The organism is Ectopseudomonas khazarica (genome assembly GCF_004521985.1).
Taxonomy (GTDB): domain Bacteria; phylum Pseudomonadota; class Gammaproteobacteria; order Pseudomonadales; family Pseudomonadaceae; genus Aquipseudomonas; species Aquipseudomonas khazarica.
In genome coordinates this window covers 269,816-287,116 of the sequence record NZ_SBHZ01000004.1, presented here as the reverse complement: position 1 = coordinate 287,116, position 17,301 = coordinate 269,816, and the positions used below count along the sequence as shown (strand labels likewise).

Here is a 17,301-nt window from a genome sequence, read left to right as displayed (position 1 = left end):
ATATCAGCCTTACACTAGACGCACACGCAAAGATCGGCCCTTGATCTTGCCCTCTGCAAGGCGACTCAGGGCCTTGCGGGCGACGTCGCGCTGAACGGCGACATAGGCCTGGTGATCGAACAGGGCGATCTTGCCGACCTGGTCGCCACCGATGCCCGCGTCCCCGGTCAGCGCGCCGAGAATGTCGCCCGGGCGCAGCTTGTCCTTGCGCCCGGCGGCGATGCACAGGGTGTGCATCGGCGGCAGCAGTGGCTCACCGCTGGCTTTCGCGGCGGGCAGCGGGTACCAGGCCAGTTCCTTGCCCTGCAGGGCTTCGATGGCCTGGGCGCGGCCGGCTTCGGCCGGCGCCACCAGGCTCAGGGCCAGGCCTTTCTCACCGGCCCGTCCGCTGCGGCCGATGCGGTGGATGTGCACCTCTGCATCCCGGCTCAGCTCGACGTTGATCACCATCTCCAGGCCGGCGATGTCCAGGCCACGCGCCGCGACGTCGGTGGCCACCAGCACGCTGAGGCTGCGGTTGGCGAACAGGGCGAGGATCTGGTCGCGTTCACGCTGCTCCAGGTCGCCGTGCAGGGCTGCGGCGGAAATCTTCTCCGCCTCCAGTTGCCTGGCCAGCTCGTCGCATTGCTGGCGCGTGGCGCAGAAGGCCACCACCGGCTGCTTGCGCAAATGCCGCAGCAAGGTGCTGACCGCCTCCATGCGCTGGCCCGGGGCGATCTCGTAGAAACGTTGTTCGATCTGCCCGTCGTCGTGCAGTGCCTCGACCTCGACCCGCTCCGGGTTGCGCAGGAAGCGTGCGGCGAGCTGTTCGATGCCGGCTGGATAGGTGGCGGAGAACAGCAGTGTCTGGCGCCGGGCCGGGGTCTGCTCGATGATCTCGCTGATGCTGTCGACGAAGCCCATGTCGAGCATGCGGTCGGCCTCGTCGAGCACCAGGGTGTTGAGGCCGTCGACCTTCAGCGTGCCCTTGCGCAGGTGTTCCTGCACGCGTCCCGGTGTGCCGACGATGACGTGCGCGCCGTGCTCCAGCGAGCCGATCTGCGGGCCGAAGGGTACGCCACCGCAGAGGGTGAGGACCTTGATGTTGTCGGCGGCTCGCGCCAGGCGGCGCAGTTCCTTGGCCACCTGATCGGCCAGCTCGCGGGTCGGGCACAGCACCAGGGCCTGGCAGCCGAAGTAGCGCGGGTTGAGCGGATGCAGCAGGCCGATGCCGAAGGCCGCGGTCTTGCCGCTGCCGGTCTTGGCCTGGGCGATCAGGTCACGGCCCTTGAGCATCAGCGGCAGGCTGGCGGCCTGGATGGGCGTCATCTCGGCATAGCCGATGGCGGCGAGATTGGCCTGCATGGCGGCGGAAAGGGGAAGGCTGGCGAAGGCGTTGGCGGTCACGGCAAGGGCTCGGGGCTGGTGAAACAGGGCCGCAGTGTAGCAGGCCGGGTCCGGCGCTTCTGTAACGATGCCGGCAGTTCTTCAGTCGTCCGTCGGCAGCTGCACGGTCCGCCCGCCGCGTCCCTCCCGGGGATCCAGCTGGAGGAAGATCGCGGCGGCCAGCATCGACAGCAGGCCCACGCACAGGTAGGTGGCCTGGAACGCCTGGAGCACCTGGCCGTCACCTGCGAATTCCTGGCTGAAGCCACTGAGCAGGGCGGCTGCAGAGGCGACGCCGAGGCCCATCGCCAGTTGCACCACCACCGACAGCAGGCTGTTGCCGCTGCTGGCGTCGCGGTTGTCCAGGTCGATCAGGGTCACGGTGTTCATCGCGGTGAACTGCAGCGAGTTGCAGGCGCCGATCAGGCTCAGCTGGACGATCAGTTGCAGGGTCGAGGTCCCGGCATCCACCAGCGCCAGGCTGGCGATCAGGGCGCCGAGCAGCAGGGTGTTGCTGGTGAGGATGTTGCGGTAGCCGATGCGTTCGATCAGCGGCTTGGCCAGGGGCTTCACCGCCATGGCGGCCAGGGCCAGGGGAATCAGGCTCATGCCGGCCTGAGCCGGAGAATAGCCCATCGCCAGTTGCAGCAGCAGCGGGGTGAGAAAGGGCAGCGCGCCGCTGCCCAGGCGGGCGAAGAGGTTGCCGATGATGCCCACGGCGAAGCTGCGGGTGTGGAACAGCGAGGGAGCGAACAGGGGCTGCTCGATTCGCCCGGCGCGTAGCCAGTAGGCGGCCAGGCAGGCCATGCCGCCGAGCAGCAGCAGGACCACGCGCAGGGTCGGCAGGTGCAGTTCGCCGAGGCCTTCCAGGGCTACGGTGATCAGCAGCATGGCGGCGCCGAACAGCAGGAATCCCGTCGTGTCGAAGCGGCTGCGTTCCGGGCCGCGCAGGTCAGGCATGTGCCGCAGCGCGGCCCAGCAACCGAGCAGCCCGACCGGCAGGTTGATCAGGAAGATCCAGTGCCAGCTGGCCACTTCCACCAGCCAGCCGCCGAGCGTGGGACCGATCAGCGGTCCGAGCAGGCCGGGCAGGGTGATGAAGCTCATGATGCGCACCAGCTCCGAGCGCGGGTAGGCGCGCAGAACGACCAGGCGCCCCACCGGCATCATCAGGGCGCCACCGAGGCCCTGGATCACGCGCGCCGCGATCAGCATGCCCAGCGAGGTGGACAGGGCGCACAACAGCGAACCCAGGCTGAACAGGGCGATGGCGCCGAAGAAGATGCGCCGTGTGCCGAAACGGTCGGCGATCCAGCCCGAGGCCGGGATCAGCAGCGCCACGGTGAGCATGTAGGCGATCACCACCGATTGCATGCGCAGCGGGTCCTCGGCCAGGTCGCGGGCCATGGCCGGGAGGGCAGTATTGAGGATGGTGCCGTCCAGCGTCTGCATGAAGAAGGCGATGGCGACTATCCATGGCAGCAGGCGGGCGGTACTCGGATCGAGCGGGGTGGGGCTGGTCATGCTGTTCTCGTGATCTGCGCGCTTCACTCTAGGCTGCCGCCAGCGCTCAGGCAAACCCGAACGTGGGGCGGAGAGGGTGCTACGCTGGTTCTAGTGGCATATCGCCCGTTACGGGCTAAGGATGGCTTGATGCGTTGGATATCCCTGTGGCTTTCCCTCGCGTGCCAATCGCTCCTGGCAGCGGAATGGTTTCCCTACCCGGTTCAGGCCGATGGCCGCATGCTGGACTACCGGCCGTTGCCGGCGGCAGCCCAGCCATGGCGAATCTGCGCGCTGTTGCCGCACGGCAAGGACCGCTACTGGTGGGGCGTCGCCTGGGGGCTGGATCAGGAGGCGCAGCGCCTGGGTGTGCGTCTCGGCATCTACGAAGCCGGCGGCTACGAGCATGGCGACGTGCAGCTCGAACAGTTCGACCGCTGTGTGGCCGAAGGGGCCGATGCCTTCGTCGTCGCCAGCATCAACACCTATGACCTGTGCAGTGCCGCGAAAGTGCAGTTGCAGGCCGGAAGGCCGGTCATCGATCTGATCAATCGCCTGGACTGCACGGGGCTCAGTGCCCATTCGCGGGTCGATTTCGCCGACATGACACGCGCCACGCTGGACTACCTGGTGCGCGTCAGTGGCGGCCGGCCGATCCGGGTCGGCTGGCTGCCAGGTCCGGCCGATGCCGGCTGGGTGCAGGATGCCGAGCGCGGGCTACGCGAGGCGCTGGCTGGCAAGGCCATCACCCTGGCCCATGGCGGCTACGGACCGGTGGATCGCAGCCGTCAGGCCAAGCTGGTTCGCGAGCTGCTCAAGCAGCATCCGCAACTCGACTACCTGATCGGCAATGCCGAAGCGGCTGCGTTCGCTGCGCAGCTGGTGCGCAACACCGGTTCCGGGGCGCAGGTGCTGTCCTTCTATGCCACCGAGCGGGTGCTGGAGCAGATTCGCGAGGGTCAGGTGCTGGCCGCGCCGACCGATTCGCCGGTGATCCAGGCGCGCGTCGCGCTGGACCTGGCGGTGCGTGGCCTGCACGGCGAGAAGCTGCCGCAGCTGATCAGTCCGCAGATCGAGATGCTCGATGCCGCGTCGCTCAGGCATTTCGACCTCGGCCGGCTGATGCCGCCCGAGGGGCACTGGATGATCCGCCAGGAACTACCCGACTAGGCGGTCGTTGGCGTTGCGCAGCGGCGCCTCGCGTACCGGACGCTCGCCCGCCACGAAGTAGGGCGCGGTGCTGCGCGGCAGGGGCTGGCGCCCGCGAATCCGGTCGGCGATCTTCTCGGCGATCATGATGGTGGTGGCGTTGAGGTTGCCGGTGATGATCTCCGGCATGATCGACGCATCCACCACGCGCAGGCCCTGCAGGCCATGCACGCGGCCCTGGCCGTCGACCACCGCCATGTCGTCCTCGCCCATCTTGCACGAGCAGGACGGGTGGAAGGCGGTTTCCGCGTGCTCGCGAATGAAGGCATCGAGCTGCGCGTCGCTCTGCACGTCGGCGCCCGGGCTGATCTCGCGGCCGCGGTAGGGATCGAGCGCCGGTTGCGCCATAATCTCGCGGGTCAGGCGGATGCCGTCGCGGAATTCCTGCCAGTCCTGTTCGCTGCTCATGTAATTGAAGAGGATGCTCGGGTGCTGGCGCGGGTCCTTGGACTTGAGCTGGACGCGGCCACGGCTCGGTGAGCGCATGGAGCCGACGTGGGCCTGGAAGCCATGTTCGCTCACCGCGTTGCTGCCGTTGTAGTTGATCGCCACCGGCAGGAAATGGAACTGGATGTTGGGCCAGGCGAACTCCGGGCGGGTGCGGATGAAGCCGCCAGCCTCGAACTGGTTGCTGGCACCGATACCCTTGCCGCCGAACAGCCATTGCGCACCGATCGCCGGCTGGTTGTGCAGCTTCAGCGCGGGGTACAGCGACACCGGCTTGGTGCAGGCGTACTGCAGGTACATCTCCAGATGGTCCTGCAGGTTCTGCCCGACACCCGGCAGATCGTGGACCAGGGTGATGTCCAGTTCGCCGAGCAGCGCCGCGGGGCCGACGCCGGAGCGTTGCAGGATCTGCGGCGAGGCGATGGCGCCAGCGCACAGCAGCACCTCGCGGCGGGCGTGGGCGGTGTGGGCGTCGTTCGAGTTGCCGAGCAGGTAGCTGACGCCGCTGGCGCGCTTGCCGTCGAAGAGGATGCGGTCGCTCGTGGCGTGGGTGACGATGGTCAGGTTCGGCCGCTCGCGGGCCTGGTCCAGATAGCCGCGTGCGGTGCTGGCGCGGCGACCTTGCGGGGTCACGGTCCGGTCCATCGGGCCGAAGCCTTCCTGCTGGTAGCCGTTGAGGTCGGAGGTGCGCGGGTAGCCGGCCTGCACGCCGGCCTCGACCATGGCGTGGAACAGCGGGTTGTTGCCCGCCTTGGGCGTGGTCACGCTGACCGGGCCGTCGCCGCCGTGGTAGTCGTCGGGCCCGATGTCGCGGGTTTCCGCCTTGCGGAAGTAGGGCAGGCAATCGAGGTAGGTCCAGTCTTCCAGGCCCTTGGCCTTGGCCCAGTTGTCGAAATCCAGGGCGTTGCCGCGGATGTAGCACATGCCGTTGATCAGCGACGAACCGCCGAGGCCCTTGCCGCGCCCGCACTCCATGCGCCGGTTGTTCATGTGCGGCTCGGGGTCTGTCTCGTAGGCCCAGTTGTAGCGGCGCCCCTGCAGCGGGTAGGCCAGGGCGGCGGGCATCTGGGTACGGAAGTCGAGGCGGTAGTCCGGGCCGCCGGCTTCGAGCAGCAGGACGCTGACGTCCGCATCTTCGCTCAGGCGGGTGGCCAGGACGTTACCGGCCGAACCGGCACCGATGATGATGTAGTCGAATTCCTGAGGCATGGCTCCTCCTGTTGCCCGGCGGTTATCCGGGAGAACGCGGGTGACTGTCCCCGGATCAGGGCCGGGGCTAGGGGGCGGCAATTCGGGCAGGTGCGGATCGCTCCTGCCCTGGCGGGTGGTCAGAACACCGAGGCGTAGTCGCCCAGCTCCACCTGCACCGACTTGATGCGCGTGTAGTGGCCGAGCGTGACCAGGCCGTTCTCGCGGCCCACGCCGGACTGCTTGTAGCCACCGACGGGCATCTCGGCCGGCGATTCGCCCCAGGTGTTGATCCAGCAGATGCCGGCTTCCAGCTTGTGGATGACCCGGTGCGCGCGATTCAGGTCGCGGGTCACCACGCCGGCGGCGAGGCCGTAGTCGGTGTCGTTGGCGCGGCGGATCACTTCTTCTTCGTCGTCATAGACGAGGATGCTCATCACCGGGCCGAAGATTTCCTCGCGCACTATGGTCATGTCGTCCCGGCAGTCGGTGAACACGGTGGGGGCCACGTAGGCGCCGCTGGCGTAGTCGCCGTCGGTCACACGCGAGCCGCCGATCAGCAGGCGCGCGCCTTCGCTGCGGCCCTTGTCGATGTAGCCGAGCACGCTTTCCATGTGCGCGAAGCTCACCAGCGGGCCGAAGTTGGTGGCGTCGGCCAGCGGGTCGCCGAGGCGGATGCGCTTGACCCGCTCCAGCACCTTGGCTTCGAAGCGCGCCTGCAGCATGCGCGGCACGAACACGCGGGTGCCGTTGGTGCACACCTGGCCGGAGCTGTAGAAGTTGGCCATCACCGCGATGTCGGCGGCGCGGTCCAGGTCGGCGTCCTCGAAGACGATCAGCGGCGACTTGCCGCCCAGTTCCATGGTCACTTCCTTGAGACTGGAACTGGAGGCGCTGGCCATGACCTTCTTGCCGGTGACGGTGCCGCCGGTGAAGGAGACCTTCTCGATGCCCGGATGCTCGGTCAGCCATTGGCCGACCTCCCGGCCGCTGCCGGTGAGCACGTTGAACACGCCGGCTGGCAGACCGGCTTCGCTGTAGATCTCGGCCAGCTTCAGGGCGGTCAGCGAGGTGACCTCGCTGGGCTTGAAGATCATCGCGTTGCCGGCGGCCAGGGCCGGGGCGGATTTCCACAGGGCGATCTGGATCGGGTAGTTCCAGGCGCCGATGCCGGCGACCACGCCCAGTGGCTCGCGGCGGGTGTAGGCGAAGGAGGTGTCGCGCAGCGGAATCTGCTCGCCCTCGATGGCCGGAATCAGGCCGGCGTAGTACTCCAGCACGTCGGCGCCGGTGACGATGTCGACGTAGCGGGTCTCGGAGAGCGGCTTGCCGGTATCGAGGGTTTCCAGCTCGGCCAGCTCGTCGTTGCGCTCGCGCAGGATGTCCACCGCCTTGCGCAGCACGCGCGAGCGCTGCATGGCGGTCATCGCCGCCCACACCTTCTGGCCCTCGGCTGCGCAGGCCACGGCCCGGTCGACATCCGCCTGACTGGCACGTTGCACCTTGGCCAGCACCTCGCCGGTGGCCGGGTTGATGCTGTCGAAGGTTTCTCCACTGCTGGCGGCGACGTACTGGCCACCGATGTAGAGCTGCTGTTCGGCGAAACGGGGCATGGGCTGTCCTCTGGATTCGGTCATCTGCTTGAGAACAGCCTATTTTATTTAAATTGAACGATCAATCAATAAAAACGACAGCATGCAGCCAATCACGACATGGCGACTGATCATGGAGTCAGCAGGCCGGGGTCTATGCGGTGGGTTACACCGGGCTTACGGCGTCTTGCTCAGCTGCAGGTCGAGGTAGTCGTAGGCGATGCGGCGTGCCTGCCCGGTGTCGAAGGCTTCGCCGGAGAGCGCACCGCGCAGCCACAGGCCGTCGATCAGCGAGGCCAGGCCGCGAGCGGCGAGGCGTGCCTGATCCTGTGGCAAGGCGCGATGGAACTGGCCGCAGAGGTTGGAGTAGAGGCGATGGTCGTTGACCCGCTGCAGGCGCCGCAGCGCCGGGTGGTGCATGCTGCTGGCCCAGAATGCCAGCCAGGTCTTCATGGCGGGGCCACTGACCTGACTGTCGTCGAAGTTGCCGTCTATCATCGCGCGCAGATGGGCGCTGGGGGCGTCGTCGCCGAGTGCCAGGCGGCGTTCGGCCACGGCGTCGCGCAGCGCCTGCATGAGGTGGCGCATGGTCGCCTCGAGCAGGCCGTTCTTGTCCTTGAAGTAGTGGCTGATGATGCCGTTGGAGACCCCGGCCAGTCGTGCGATATAGGCGATGCTGGCGTCGGCCATGCCGACCTGGTCCACGGCTTCCAGGGTGGCGGCGATCAGTTGAGAACGGCGAATGGGCTGCATGCCGACCTTGGGCATCGGTCTCTCCGTGCGGGCGGGGGAGCCGAAGTCTAGGCGGATTTTGATCGGGCGATCAATTAAACCTGCGCTCGAGCGAGCGTCAGAAACGACGAAGCGGGCCAGGGGCCCGCTGCGTCTGCTCGATGAAACCGAGCCTTACTTCAGCCAGCTGTCGACGCGCTCCGGGTGGGCGGCGATCCAGTCCTTGGCGGCCTGCTCCGGCTTGGCGCCTTCGCGGATGGCAAGCATCACGGCGCCCACTTCCTCGCCGCTCCAGGACAGCTTGGAGAGGAACGCGGCGGCGTCGGCGGCCTTGCCCTTCAGCTCCGGGTTGGCCACGGTGTCGACGCGCTCGTCATCGCCGTAGACCTTCTTCGGATCTTCGAGGAAGCGCAGTTTCCACTTGGCGAACATCCAGTGCGGGATCCAGCCGGTGACCACGATCGGCTTCTGTGCCTTCTCGGCGCGGGTCAGGGCAGTGGCCATGGCCGGGCCGGAGCTCGGCATCAGCTTGATGCTGGCCAGGTTGTATTCCTTGATGGCGTCTTCGGTGCGGCGCATCACGCCGGCACCGGCGTCGATGCCGGTGATCTTGCCGTCGAAGTCCTTGGCGTATTTCTCCAGGTCCTCGATGCTCTTGGCCTGCACGTACTCAGGCACGATCAGGCCGATCTTGGCGCCGGAGTAGTTGGTGCCGAGGATTTCGACCTTGTCCTTGAGCTTCTCGTAGTACTCGCCGTGAGTCGCCGGCAGCCAGGCGGAGAGGGTGGCGTCGAGGTCGCCACGGGCCACGCCCTGCCACATGATGGCCGGCTCGACCGGCTTCAGTTCGACCTTGTAGCCGAGTTTGCTCTGCAGGATCTCGCCAGCGACGTGGGTGACGGCGACGCTGTCGTCCCAGCCGTTGACGTAACCGATCTTGAGAGTGGGTTTTTCGGCAGCGAGGGCGCTGCCCATGCCGATGGCCAGGGCGGCGGCGCCGAGGCAGAGATGCTTGAATACGCGCATGTTCTTGTGCTCCGTCAGTTGAGTGGCAGTTGCAATATCGTTGACTGGCTCGTTCTCATTGCGGGCCTTGCGAATCCGTGTTGCGCAGCAGATTGCCGGTTCGCGGGCAGATTCTCCCCGCCACGACCAGAGGTCGGCACCTGGGTGCTGGAGGGGAGATTCCAGGCCCGGACCTGAGGTCGCGGGCCTGAATCGGGTCGTGGCCTGTTACAGCCCGACGTGTTTCTTCACGGCAGCTACACCGTCCTGGCCGTCGAAGGTGGTGACGCCGCTCAGCCACTGGTCGAGGATCGCCGGGTTGGCCTTGATCCACTCCTTGGCGACGGTCTGCGGGTTCTCCTTCTCCAGCACCTTCTCCATCAGCTGGCTTTCCATTTCCACGGTGAACTGCAGGTTGCCCAGCAGCTTGCCGACGTTCTCGCAGCGAGCCTCGTAGTCCGGCGGGACCACGGTGTAGACCTTGGCTGCGCCGTAGTCGGGGCCGAACACATCGTCACCGCCGGACAGGTAGGTGATGTCGTACTGGGTGTTCATCGGGTGCGGCGCCCAGCCGAGGAAGACCACTGGCTCCTTCTTCTTGATGGCGCGCGATACCTGCACCAGCATGCCAGCTTCGCTGGACTCGACCATGCGGAAGCCGCCGAGGTCGAACTGGTTGTTCTTGATCATGCCGTCGATCAGCAGGTTGCCGTCGTTGCCCGGCTCGATGCCGTAGATCTTGCCGCCCAGCTGGTCCTTGAACTTGGCGATGTCCTGGAAGCTCTTGAGGCCGGCCTCGGCTGCGTAGGTCGGCACTGCGAGGGTGTACTTGGCCCCTTCGAGGTTGGCCTTCTCCAGCACCTTGACGCCGTTGTCCTTGAGGAACGGCTCGATCACCGAGTCCATCGAGGGGGCCCAGTAGCCGAGGAATACATCGACCTGGCCGCTTTTCACGCCGGTGAAGGCGATGGGGACCGATGCCATGATCTTGCGCGGCTGATAGCCCAGGCCTTCGACCAGGGTCATGGCCACGCCGGTGGTCGCGGCGATGTCGGCCCAGCCGATCTCGGCGAAACGCACCTGCTTGCAGCTGGCCGGCTCGGCTGCCATTGCACCCTGCATCAGTGCGCACGACAGCAGGCCGATGGCGGCGGTGGTCTTGATCGTTTTCATCTGCGGTTCCCTGTGAAGTGAAACGGAATTAGGTGGACTGACGCTGCAGCTTGCCGCTGAACCAGGCGACGATGCCGCGCTTGTTCGTTTGCGGGGTGCCGAAGCTTTCGGTAATGCGGTCGAGGATGATCGCCAGCAACACCACGGCCATGCCGCTTTCGAAGCCTAGCCCGATATCCAGGCGCTGGATGCTGGCCAGTACGTCGTTGCCCAGGCCGCCGGCACCGACCATCGAGGCGATGATCACCATCGACAGGGCCATCATGATGGTCTGGTTGACGCCCGCCATGATCGACGGCATGGCATTGGGCAGCTGGACCTTGAACAGCAGCTGGCGGCTGGTGCAGCCGAAGGACTGACCGGCTTCGACGATTTCCTTGTTCACCTGGCGGATGCCCAGGCTGGTCAGGCGCACCGCCGGCGGCATGGCGAAGATCACCGTGGCGATGATGCCCGGCACGCGACCCAGGCCGAAGAGCATGGCCGCCGGGATCAGGTAGACGAACGCCGGCATGGTCTGCATGAAGTCGAGGATCGGCCGGATGATGGTCGCCACGCGCTCGCTCCTGGCGGCCCAGATGCCCAGCGGGATGCCCAGCAGCAGGCTGATCAGCGTCGAGGAGAAGGTCAGGCCGAGGGTCACGACGGTCTGTTCCCAGAAGCCGGTCATGACGATGAGGATGAAGGCTACCGCGGTGAATACGGCGAAGCGGGCACCGATGCGCCACAGGCCGAGGGCGACGAAGATGGCGATCAGCAGCCAGGCCGGCGGCAGCATCAGCAGGTTTTCGATGGCTTCGGAGAAGCCGCTGACGACCTGGCCGATGCTGTCGAAAGCACCGCTGTAGTTGTCCAGCAGGTGCTGGACGACATCGTTGACCCAGCTACCCAGGTCGAGCTTCTTGTCATTCATTGGCTTCACCCTGCAGTCGGGTCAGCAGGCGGCCCTTGCTGATGGCGCCACAGTAGTGGCCTTCGGCGTCGACCACCGGGATCGGCCCCTCGTTGTCCACGAGACGGGTGATGACGTCTTCCAGCGGCATGTCTTCCGGAACGGGAACGACCTGCTTGAGCGCCTCGCTTTCCAGCGGCCTGGGCTCGTCGCCATCGACCATCAGGGCGATCTTCTCCAGGCTGATGGAGCCCTGGAAATTGTTCTGCTCGTCGACGATGAAGGCGTAGTGCTTGTCCAGCGCCTGCAGTTCCTTGCAGATCTTCGCCGCATCCGGTGCCTTGCCGTTGTAGACGTAGGTCGGCACGCTGTCGGCCTTGAGCTGGCCGGCGGTGAGGTAGCGGCTGGTGTCGACGGTATCGAAGAAGTTGCGCACGTACTCGTTGGCCGGCTTCTCGATCAGCTCCTGCGGGGTGCCGACCTGGACCAGCTTGCCGCCCTCCATGATGCCGATGCGGGTACCGATGCGCATGGCTTCTTCGATGTCGTGGGAGACGAAGATGATGGTGCGGCGGTGGGTCTTCTGCAGCTCCAGCAGCACGTCCTGCATTTCGCGGCGCTTGAGCGGGTCGAGGGCGGAGAAGGCTTCGTCCATGATGATCATCGACGGGTTCACCGTCAGCGCGCGGGCCAGGCCGACGCGCTGTTGCATGCCACCGGACAGTTCATGCGGGTACTTGTGGGCGAAGGTGTCCAGGCCGACCTGGGTGAGCACTTCCATGGCGCGCTTCTCGCGCTCCTTGCGGCCGACGCCGGCAACTTCGAGGCCGAACGCGGCGTTGTCCAGCACGCTGCGCGAAGGCATCAGGGCGAAGGACTGGAAGACCATGCTCATGTCGCGACGACGCAGGTCGATCAGTTGCGACTGCGGCAGTTTGGCGACGTTCTGGCCATCGATGTAGACATCGCCGGCGCTGGGTTCGACCAGGCGGTTGATGAGGCGGATCAGGGTGGACTTGCCAGAGCCGGAGAGGCCCATGAGAACGAAGATTTCGCCTTCTTCGACACTGAACGAGACATCACTGACGCCGATCACGGCGCCTTTCTCGGCCAGGATCTTCTCCTTGCTCCAGCCTTCCTTGAGCAAGTCGATGGCTTCTTGTGGGTTTGAGCCGAAAACCTTGTACAGGTGTTCGACCACGATCTTTCCAGACTGCATGGGACGTTTCCCCTTCAAGCGATATTCAGGTCACGCTGGCACGGCCGAGCACGCGTCGTCGAAGCGTAGGTCAGCTGTGTCAGGTCTCTGATACCTGTGTGGGTGTTTGCTGAAGTGTCGAGGCTGGTGGGCGTTTCGCTGCTGGCCGGGTTGGTGACACTCGGGCACACCGCAACGCACGCGGCCGTTGGCAGGAACTGCCCGCTGCGTCGTCGCGACCTGTTGATGAGTGACCACTGTCTTGCCGTGCTGCAAACCGCTTTCCAAACCCTCTGGCAGTGTTTCGAAGCCCATTCCCTTGGGATTTCATGCGCCATCCTGGCGCATGCGTACATCCGAAATTTCTTGTTGGGCTGGCGCCCAATTGCGGGGGGGCCAGCGCTTGTTCTGTTCTTCGGTCCGGGGCGGAGGGCCCCGGTCTGCCGCTCTCTCTTGAGATGCGGCAGCGACGTCATCGGCTGACTCAACGATATAGTCTTGGGGTCTGCGCAATTGTCGATTTGCGACCCTGACGTGTTGGGCGACGACATACCCCATCACGTGGTGTGCATTCCCGTCGTTCTGACGTTTTCCGGGCTCCCGATTCCACTGCTCGATGCGCTCTCGAACCGTTTCCGGGCAGGTGCCGGGAGACGGTTTCGAGCGCGTGCCTTAAAAACCTTAACAGACTTTTTTACCCCTTGGCCAAGGCTGGAAGCCGCGCCGGGCGTGGTTCTTGCCCTTCCAGAGTGGCTCAGGCAGCGTATCGCGGGGGCTGTGGCGATGTTGAAAAAAATTTACAGAAAGGTGCATTCGCCCACTCCGTGGCGAGTGAAAACGGCTATCGGTTCGAGCTGACTCGGGAGTCACCCGGACCGCGGAACCGCGCTGCGCGGGAACACGTCGGCGAAGGTGTCTGGGTTTTCTTGTGTTCTTGAAAGATGAGTGATTTTTATCGCTTATTCTCGTCTTTTCGCCGTTTTTCAGTTACTGGAGGCCAAAGGCGTATCAAAGGCGGTGGTAATCGGCCCGCCCTGGTAGCGGGTGACGCCTTCGAGCCAGCTGGCCACTATTTGCGGGTTCTCCTCGATCCATTGCTTGGCTACGCGCCGGCGGTTGGTATTGCCTTCCAGTACCGCACTCATCAGGTGGTTCTCCGCCGAGATGGTGAAGGTCATGTTGCGAAACAGTCGCGCCAGGTTGGGGCATTGCCGGCTGAAGTCGCCCCGGGCCACGGTATTGACCTGGGCGGCACCGTAGTTGGCGCCGAAGAAGTCGTCACCGCCTGCCAGGTAGTTCATTTTCAGACGCTCGTTCATGGGGTGCGGTTCCCAGCCGAGGAAGACCGCCCACTTGTCCAGGCGCTGGGCGCGCTCGACATGGTTGAGCATGCCGCTCTCGCTGGACTCCACCAGGGTGAAACCGGCAAGGCCGAAGGTGTTGTCGCGGATCATCCCCTTGACCATCTCGTTGCCCTCGTTACCGGGCTCGATCCCGAAGATCTGCCCGCCGAGCTGGTCCTTGAAGCGGTGGATGTCGGCGAAATCCTTCAGTCCGGCCTCGTAGCCTGGCGTCAGCACGGCCAGGGTGTAACGCACCGTCGGCAGGTTGGTGTGCAGTTTTTCGATCTTGCCGCTGTCGAGGTGGTTCTGGACCAGGTCGGCCTGTGCCGGCATCCAGTTACCGAGGAACACATCCAGCTGACCTTCCGACAGGCTGCGGTAGGTATCGGGCAGGGACATGCGCTGCACCTGGGTGCGATAGCCGATTTCCCCGAGTACCAGTCGGGCCACTGCGGTGGTCATGGTGATATCGGTCCAGCCGACATCGCTCAGGCGTACCAGCTCGCAGCGTGCATCTTCGGCGGCTTGCAGCGTGGCGGAGCAGAGCAGGGTGGTGGCGAGCAGCAGCGGGCTAAGTCTGTTCATGAGCAGTCCTGTGTGCGGGGTGGCCAGAGATGGGTAGATCCTCTTGCGGTGCAGCGCGTGCGGGCTATTTCGTAGCAAGAGACAGGCCGCCGGGCCGCCTGAAAAACGACCTCCGCATGCCGAATCGAGACGTGGCCGGTGCGCCTGCCGCGGCGCCGCGCTCGGGCATGCCGGGGTCGGTGTCAGGCGTGATGCGGATGGTGAAAGCCCGATCATGGGCAGCGTGCGGCGAGCAGATGTGCAGTCGGATTCCGGCGCGCTCGGGTCGACGCTGTTCGCGTTGCGCAGGCGTCACGCGCGCGGCCTCGCGGGGCTTCGAGAGGTGCGTTCAGATGTGCCGGCGCGTGCTGATCCTTGCTGGTGCAAAATCGCCCCAGGAGGCTCTCTTTCGCGAGATTTTGGTGCGGCCGATACGGGCGTGAGGATCATGCAAAATGACCGGTCGGTCATGGCTGTTACCGGGCGAGCGTTACTGCGCGAACGGCGCCCCGTAGCACGTTGTCAGACGAGTGCTACCGAAATGCTCAAACCCTCTGCCCTCTTGGCTTTGCGCGTGCCTGGGTCGCCTCTTTCCAGGCCGTCTGAGCCGGCATTTTCGCGGTGTGCGTCGCGCGCGATTTATTTTTGAACGCGTAATCAATTTAGGCATGGCCTTTGCGTGAATTTGCATAGCTGCGCGGGTCCCTTGATCGGCGGCAGAACTAGAAGAGAGCCCCTCCTCGAGCGGGGTTCATACCGTGCTTGGCGTGAGGTGTTCATCGATGTCGCAGTTAGGCCAGGGGGGACAACCCCAGAATCGCGTTTCTCAGTCCATCGGCTTCCTGCTTCTGGACAACTTCACCCTGATTTCCCTCGCCTCGGCGGTGGAACCGCTGCGCATGGCCAACCAGCTTTCCGGCAAGGAACTGTTCCGCTGGCACACCCTGACCCACGACGGTCAGCCGGTCAGCGCCAGCGACGGCCTGCAGATCACCCCGGACACGGCCATGCACAACGCGCCGGCGCTGGATGCGGTGATCGTCTGCGGCGGTGTGGACATCCAGCACAGCGTCAAGCGCGAGCACGTCAGCTGGCTGCAACTGCAGGCGCGCCAGGGCCGGCAGCTCGGTGCGGTGTGCACCGGCAGCTGGGCGCTGGCGAAGGCCGGCCTGCTCGATGGCTATGACTGCAGTGTGCACTGGGAATGCCTGGCGTCGATGCAGGAAGCCTTCCCGCGTGCGGCCATCACCACGCGTCTGTTCTCCATCGATCGCAATCGTCACACCAGCTCCGGCGGTACCGCGCCGATGGACATGATGCTGCACCTGATCGGCCAGCAGCATGGTCGTGAACTGGCCGCCGGCATCTCCGAGATGTTCATCTACGAACGCATTCGCAACGAACAGGATCATCAGCGCGTGCCGCTCAAGCACATGCTGGGCAGCAATCAGCCGAAGCTGCAGGAAATCGTCGCCTTGATGGAAGCCAACCTGGAGGAGCCGATCGACCTCGACGAACTGGCCTGCTTCGTCGACATCTCCCGGCGCCAACTGGAGCGCCTGTTCCAGAAATACCTGCACTGCTCGCCGTCGCGTTACTACCTCAAGCTGCGCCTGATTCGCGCACGCCAGCTGCTCAAGCAGACCAGCATGTCGATCATCGAGGTCGCCTCGGTCTGCGGCTTCGTCTCCACCCCACACTTTTCCAAGTGCTACCGCGAGTACTTCGGTATTCCGCCGCGTGACGAGCGCGCGGGTCAGCAGGGCAACAACCTGGTGGTGCTGCTGCCGATCCCCGATCAGCAGGTCAACTCCAGTGCCGTGCTGGCGCTGAACCGAGCCCAGGGCGAGTCGACCTTCGCCAGCGTGCGCATCTGACCGCGCGGCAATGAAAAAGGGGCGCCACTGGCGCCCCTTTTTTTGCCCCTCCCACGCAGCAGGAGTCTGCTGGGAGGCAGCTTTGCTGTAGCGTTCAGCTGGGCTTGGGCACCAGCGCCGGCAGCAGATGCCGGCTGATGGCCTCGCGCACGTTGGGCAGCAGGGTGGCGCTGCCGCCCAGCAGTTCTTCCACCAGGCGCCGCAGGGCGATGGCGCGCTCGGCGCTGAGCCCGCTGACGGCCAGCTCGCAGGCCTGTTCCGGCGAGGCGCCCGGGGGGATGTTCAGGCCCAGGGCGATCAGGTGTTCGCGGAAGTCTTCCTGGTCGATCAGGTCGGCATGCATCATGGTCGTGGCTCCTCTTGGCAGCGCAGGTCGTCGTTCAGCCGCCTGCTAGCGCAGTACGCCTTCTTCGATCAATAGCTTGAAGATAGCCTCTGCGCCTTCCTGTGGCGAGACATCCTTGAGCACCTGACCACCGCCGCCACTGGCCTTGGCCGTCGCGGCCTTCATCCGTTCGGCACCGGTCTTGGCCTTGATCACCTTGAGCCGCTTCGGTCGCGGCCTGGCCGGTAGCAGGCTGGCTGCGGCCAGCAGCGGGTCGTCCACCACCGCGACTTCATGCGCCTCGATCAGGCCGCGTCGGGCCGGGCCGAAGGCACTCTGCCGCGCCACGGGGGCGGCGTTGTCGACGCTGGCGACGCATGGCAGGCGGACCTTGAGGCGTCGCCGCTGGCCACGGGGGAGGGCTTGCAGTACCTGCGCCACGCCATTCTCGACCTTCTCCACTTCGGCCAGGCCGACCACCATCGGCCAGCCCAGGTGCTCGGCGAGGAGGAACGGCAGCATGCCCGACCCCTCGCCGGTTTCCGCCTGGCTGCCGGTCAGGACCAGTTGGGTACGGCTGCCTTGCAGGTAGTCGACCAGCAACGGCAGGGCGTCGGCGCCCTCGGTCTGTTCGAGGACGTCGAGCTGCTCCAGGCCCATGCCCAGGTAGCCGCGCAGCGCTTCGGCCTGTGGGTCGCCGGCATGCAGTAGTTGCAGATTCTGTCCGGCCAGGCGCAGGCCGAGTTCCACCGCGCGGGCGTCCTGTTCGGCGCGGCGCGCCCGTCCCGAGGTCGGGTGTGCGCCAACCGAAACCAGGGCGACGATATTCAGATCAGGCATGGCTCCCCCTTGGCCCGGATGCACTCCGGGGATGGGTTGTGAGGGCTG

Annotated in this window: 14 protein-coding genes; 2 read left to right on the top strand and 12 right to left on the bottom strand. The window is 65.5% G+C overall.

The genetic code is table 11. The annotated features are described in order from the left end of the window. Positions 1-9: 9 nt before the first annotated feature. Complete coding sequence (gene dbpA, locus EPK82_RS06935; protein WP_134676148.1) at positions 10-1,386, bottom strand: ATP-dependent RNA helicase DbpA; 1,377 nt, start codon at positions 1,384-1,386, stop codon at positions 10-12. An 81-nt stretch (positions 1,387-1,467) separates the two neighbouring features. After that, positions 1,468-2,889, bottom strand: coding sequence for a multidrug transporter subunit MdtD (gene mdtD / locus EPK82_RS06930; RefSeq protein WP_134676147.1), 1,422 nt, complete (start codon positions 2,887-2,889; stop codon positions 1,468-1,470). Positions 2,890-3,018: 129 nt separating this feature from the next. On the opposite strand from mdtD, the gene torT reads away from it, so the two are divergent. Next, complete coding sequence (gene torT, locus EPK82_RS06925; RefSeq protein ID WP_037050008.1) at positions 3,019-4,038, top strand: TMAO reductase system periplasmic protein TorT; 1,020 nt, start codon at positions 3,019-3,021, stop codon at positions 4,036-4,038. Here torT and betA read toward each other — a convergent pair. The 8 genes from betA to EPK82_RS06885 form a co-directional block, all read right to left on the bottom strand. Beyond that, positions 4,027-5,733 (bottom strand): choline dehydrogenase, encoded by a 1,707-nt coding sequence (gene betA / locus EPK82_RS06920; RefSeq protein ID WP_134676146.1) that lies wholly within the window; start codon positions 5,731-5,733, stop codon positions 4,027-4,029. The genes torT and betA overlap by 12 nt on opposite strands. 119 nt (positions 5,734-5,852) lie before the next feature. Next, positions 5,853-7,325, bottom strand: coding sequence for a betaine-aldehyde dehydrogenase (gene betB, locus EPK82_RS06915; protein ID WP_037050004.1), 1,473 nt, complete (start codon positions 7,323-7,325; stop codon positions 5,853-5,855). Positions 7,326-7,481: 156 nt separating this feature from the next. Further along, on the bottom strand, positions 7,482-8,072 hold the full coding sequence (gene betI, locus EPK82_RS06910) for a transcriptional regulator BetI (RefSeq protein WP_134676145.1): 591 nt from the start codon (positions 8,070-8,072) through the stop codon (positions 7,482-7,484). A gap of 138 nt (positions 8,073-8,210) precedes the next feature. Further along, a complete protein-coding gene (locus EPK82_RS06905) occupies positions 8,211-9,062 on the bottom strand; it encodes a glycine betaine ABC transporter substrate-binding protein (RefSeq protein ID WP_037049999.1) in 852 nt (283 codons plus the stop codon). A 207-nt stretch (positions 9,063-9,269) separates the two neighbouring features. Further along, positions 9,270-10,214: a choline ABC transporter substrate-binding protein gene (locus tag EPK82_RS06900; RefSeq protein ID WP_134676144.1), complete on the bottom strand. Its 945-nt coding sequence runs from the start codon at positions 10,212-10,214 to the stop codon at positions 9,270-9,272. Between the two features lie 28 nt (positions 10,215-10,242). Beyond that, the gene (locus tag EPK82_RS06895; protein ID WP_037049993.1) at positions 10,243-11,127 is read right to left on the bottom strand and encodes an ABC transporter permease; all 885 of its coding nucleotides are present in this window, start codon (positions 11,125-11,127) and stop codon (positions 10,243-10,245) included. Continuing rightward, positions 11,120-12,325 carry a quaternary amine ABC transporter ATP-binding protein gene (locus EPK82_RS06890; protein WP_134676143.1) on the bottom strand — a complete coding sequence of 402 codons (1,206 nt, stop codon included), beginning with the start codon at positions 12,323-12,325 and terminating at the stop codon, positions 11,120-11,122. The genes EPK82_RS06895 and EPK82_RS06890 overlap by 8 nt, the downstream gene beginning before the upstream one ends. A 962-nt stretch (positions 12,326-13,287) precedes the next feature. Next, positions 13,288-14,232, bottom strand: a complete 945-nt coding sequence (locus EPK82_RS06885) for an ABC transporter substrate-binding protein (protein ID WP_134676142.1) — start codon at positions 14,230-14,232, stop codon at positions 13,288-13,290. A 761-nt stretch (positions 14,233-14,993) separates the two neighbouring features. Between EPK82_RS06885 and gbdR the strand changes: the two genes are divergently transcribed. Next, positions 14,994-16,088, top strand: coding sequence for a choline metabolism transcriptional regulator GbdR (gene gbdR / locus EPK82_RS06880; RefSeq protein ID WP_037049985.1), 1,095 nt, complete (start codon positions 14,994-14,996; stop codon positions 16,086-16,088). Between the two features lie 94 nt (positions 16,089-16,182). Here the strand turns inward: gbdR and EPK82_RS06875 are convergent, their stop codons facing one another. Then, on the bottom strand, positions 16,183-16,434 hold the full coding sequence (locus EPK82_RS06875; RefSeq protein WP_037049983.1) for a hypothetical protein: 252 nt from the start codon (positions 16,432-16,434) through the stop codon (positions 16,183-16,185). A 45-nt stretch (positions 16,435-16,479) separates the two neighbouring features. Continuing rightward, the gene (gene etfB, locus EPK82_RS06870; protein WP_134676141.1) at positions 16,480-17,253 is read right to left on the bottom strand and encodes an electron transfer flavoprotein subunit beta; all 774 of its coding nucleotides are present in this window, start codon (positions 17,251-17,253) and stop codon (positions 16,480-16,482) included. Positions 17,254-17,301: the final 48 nt, after the last annotated feature.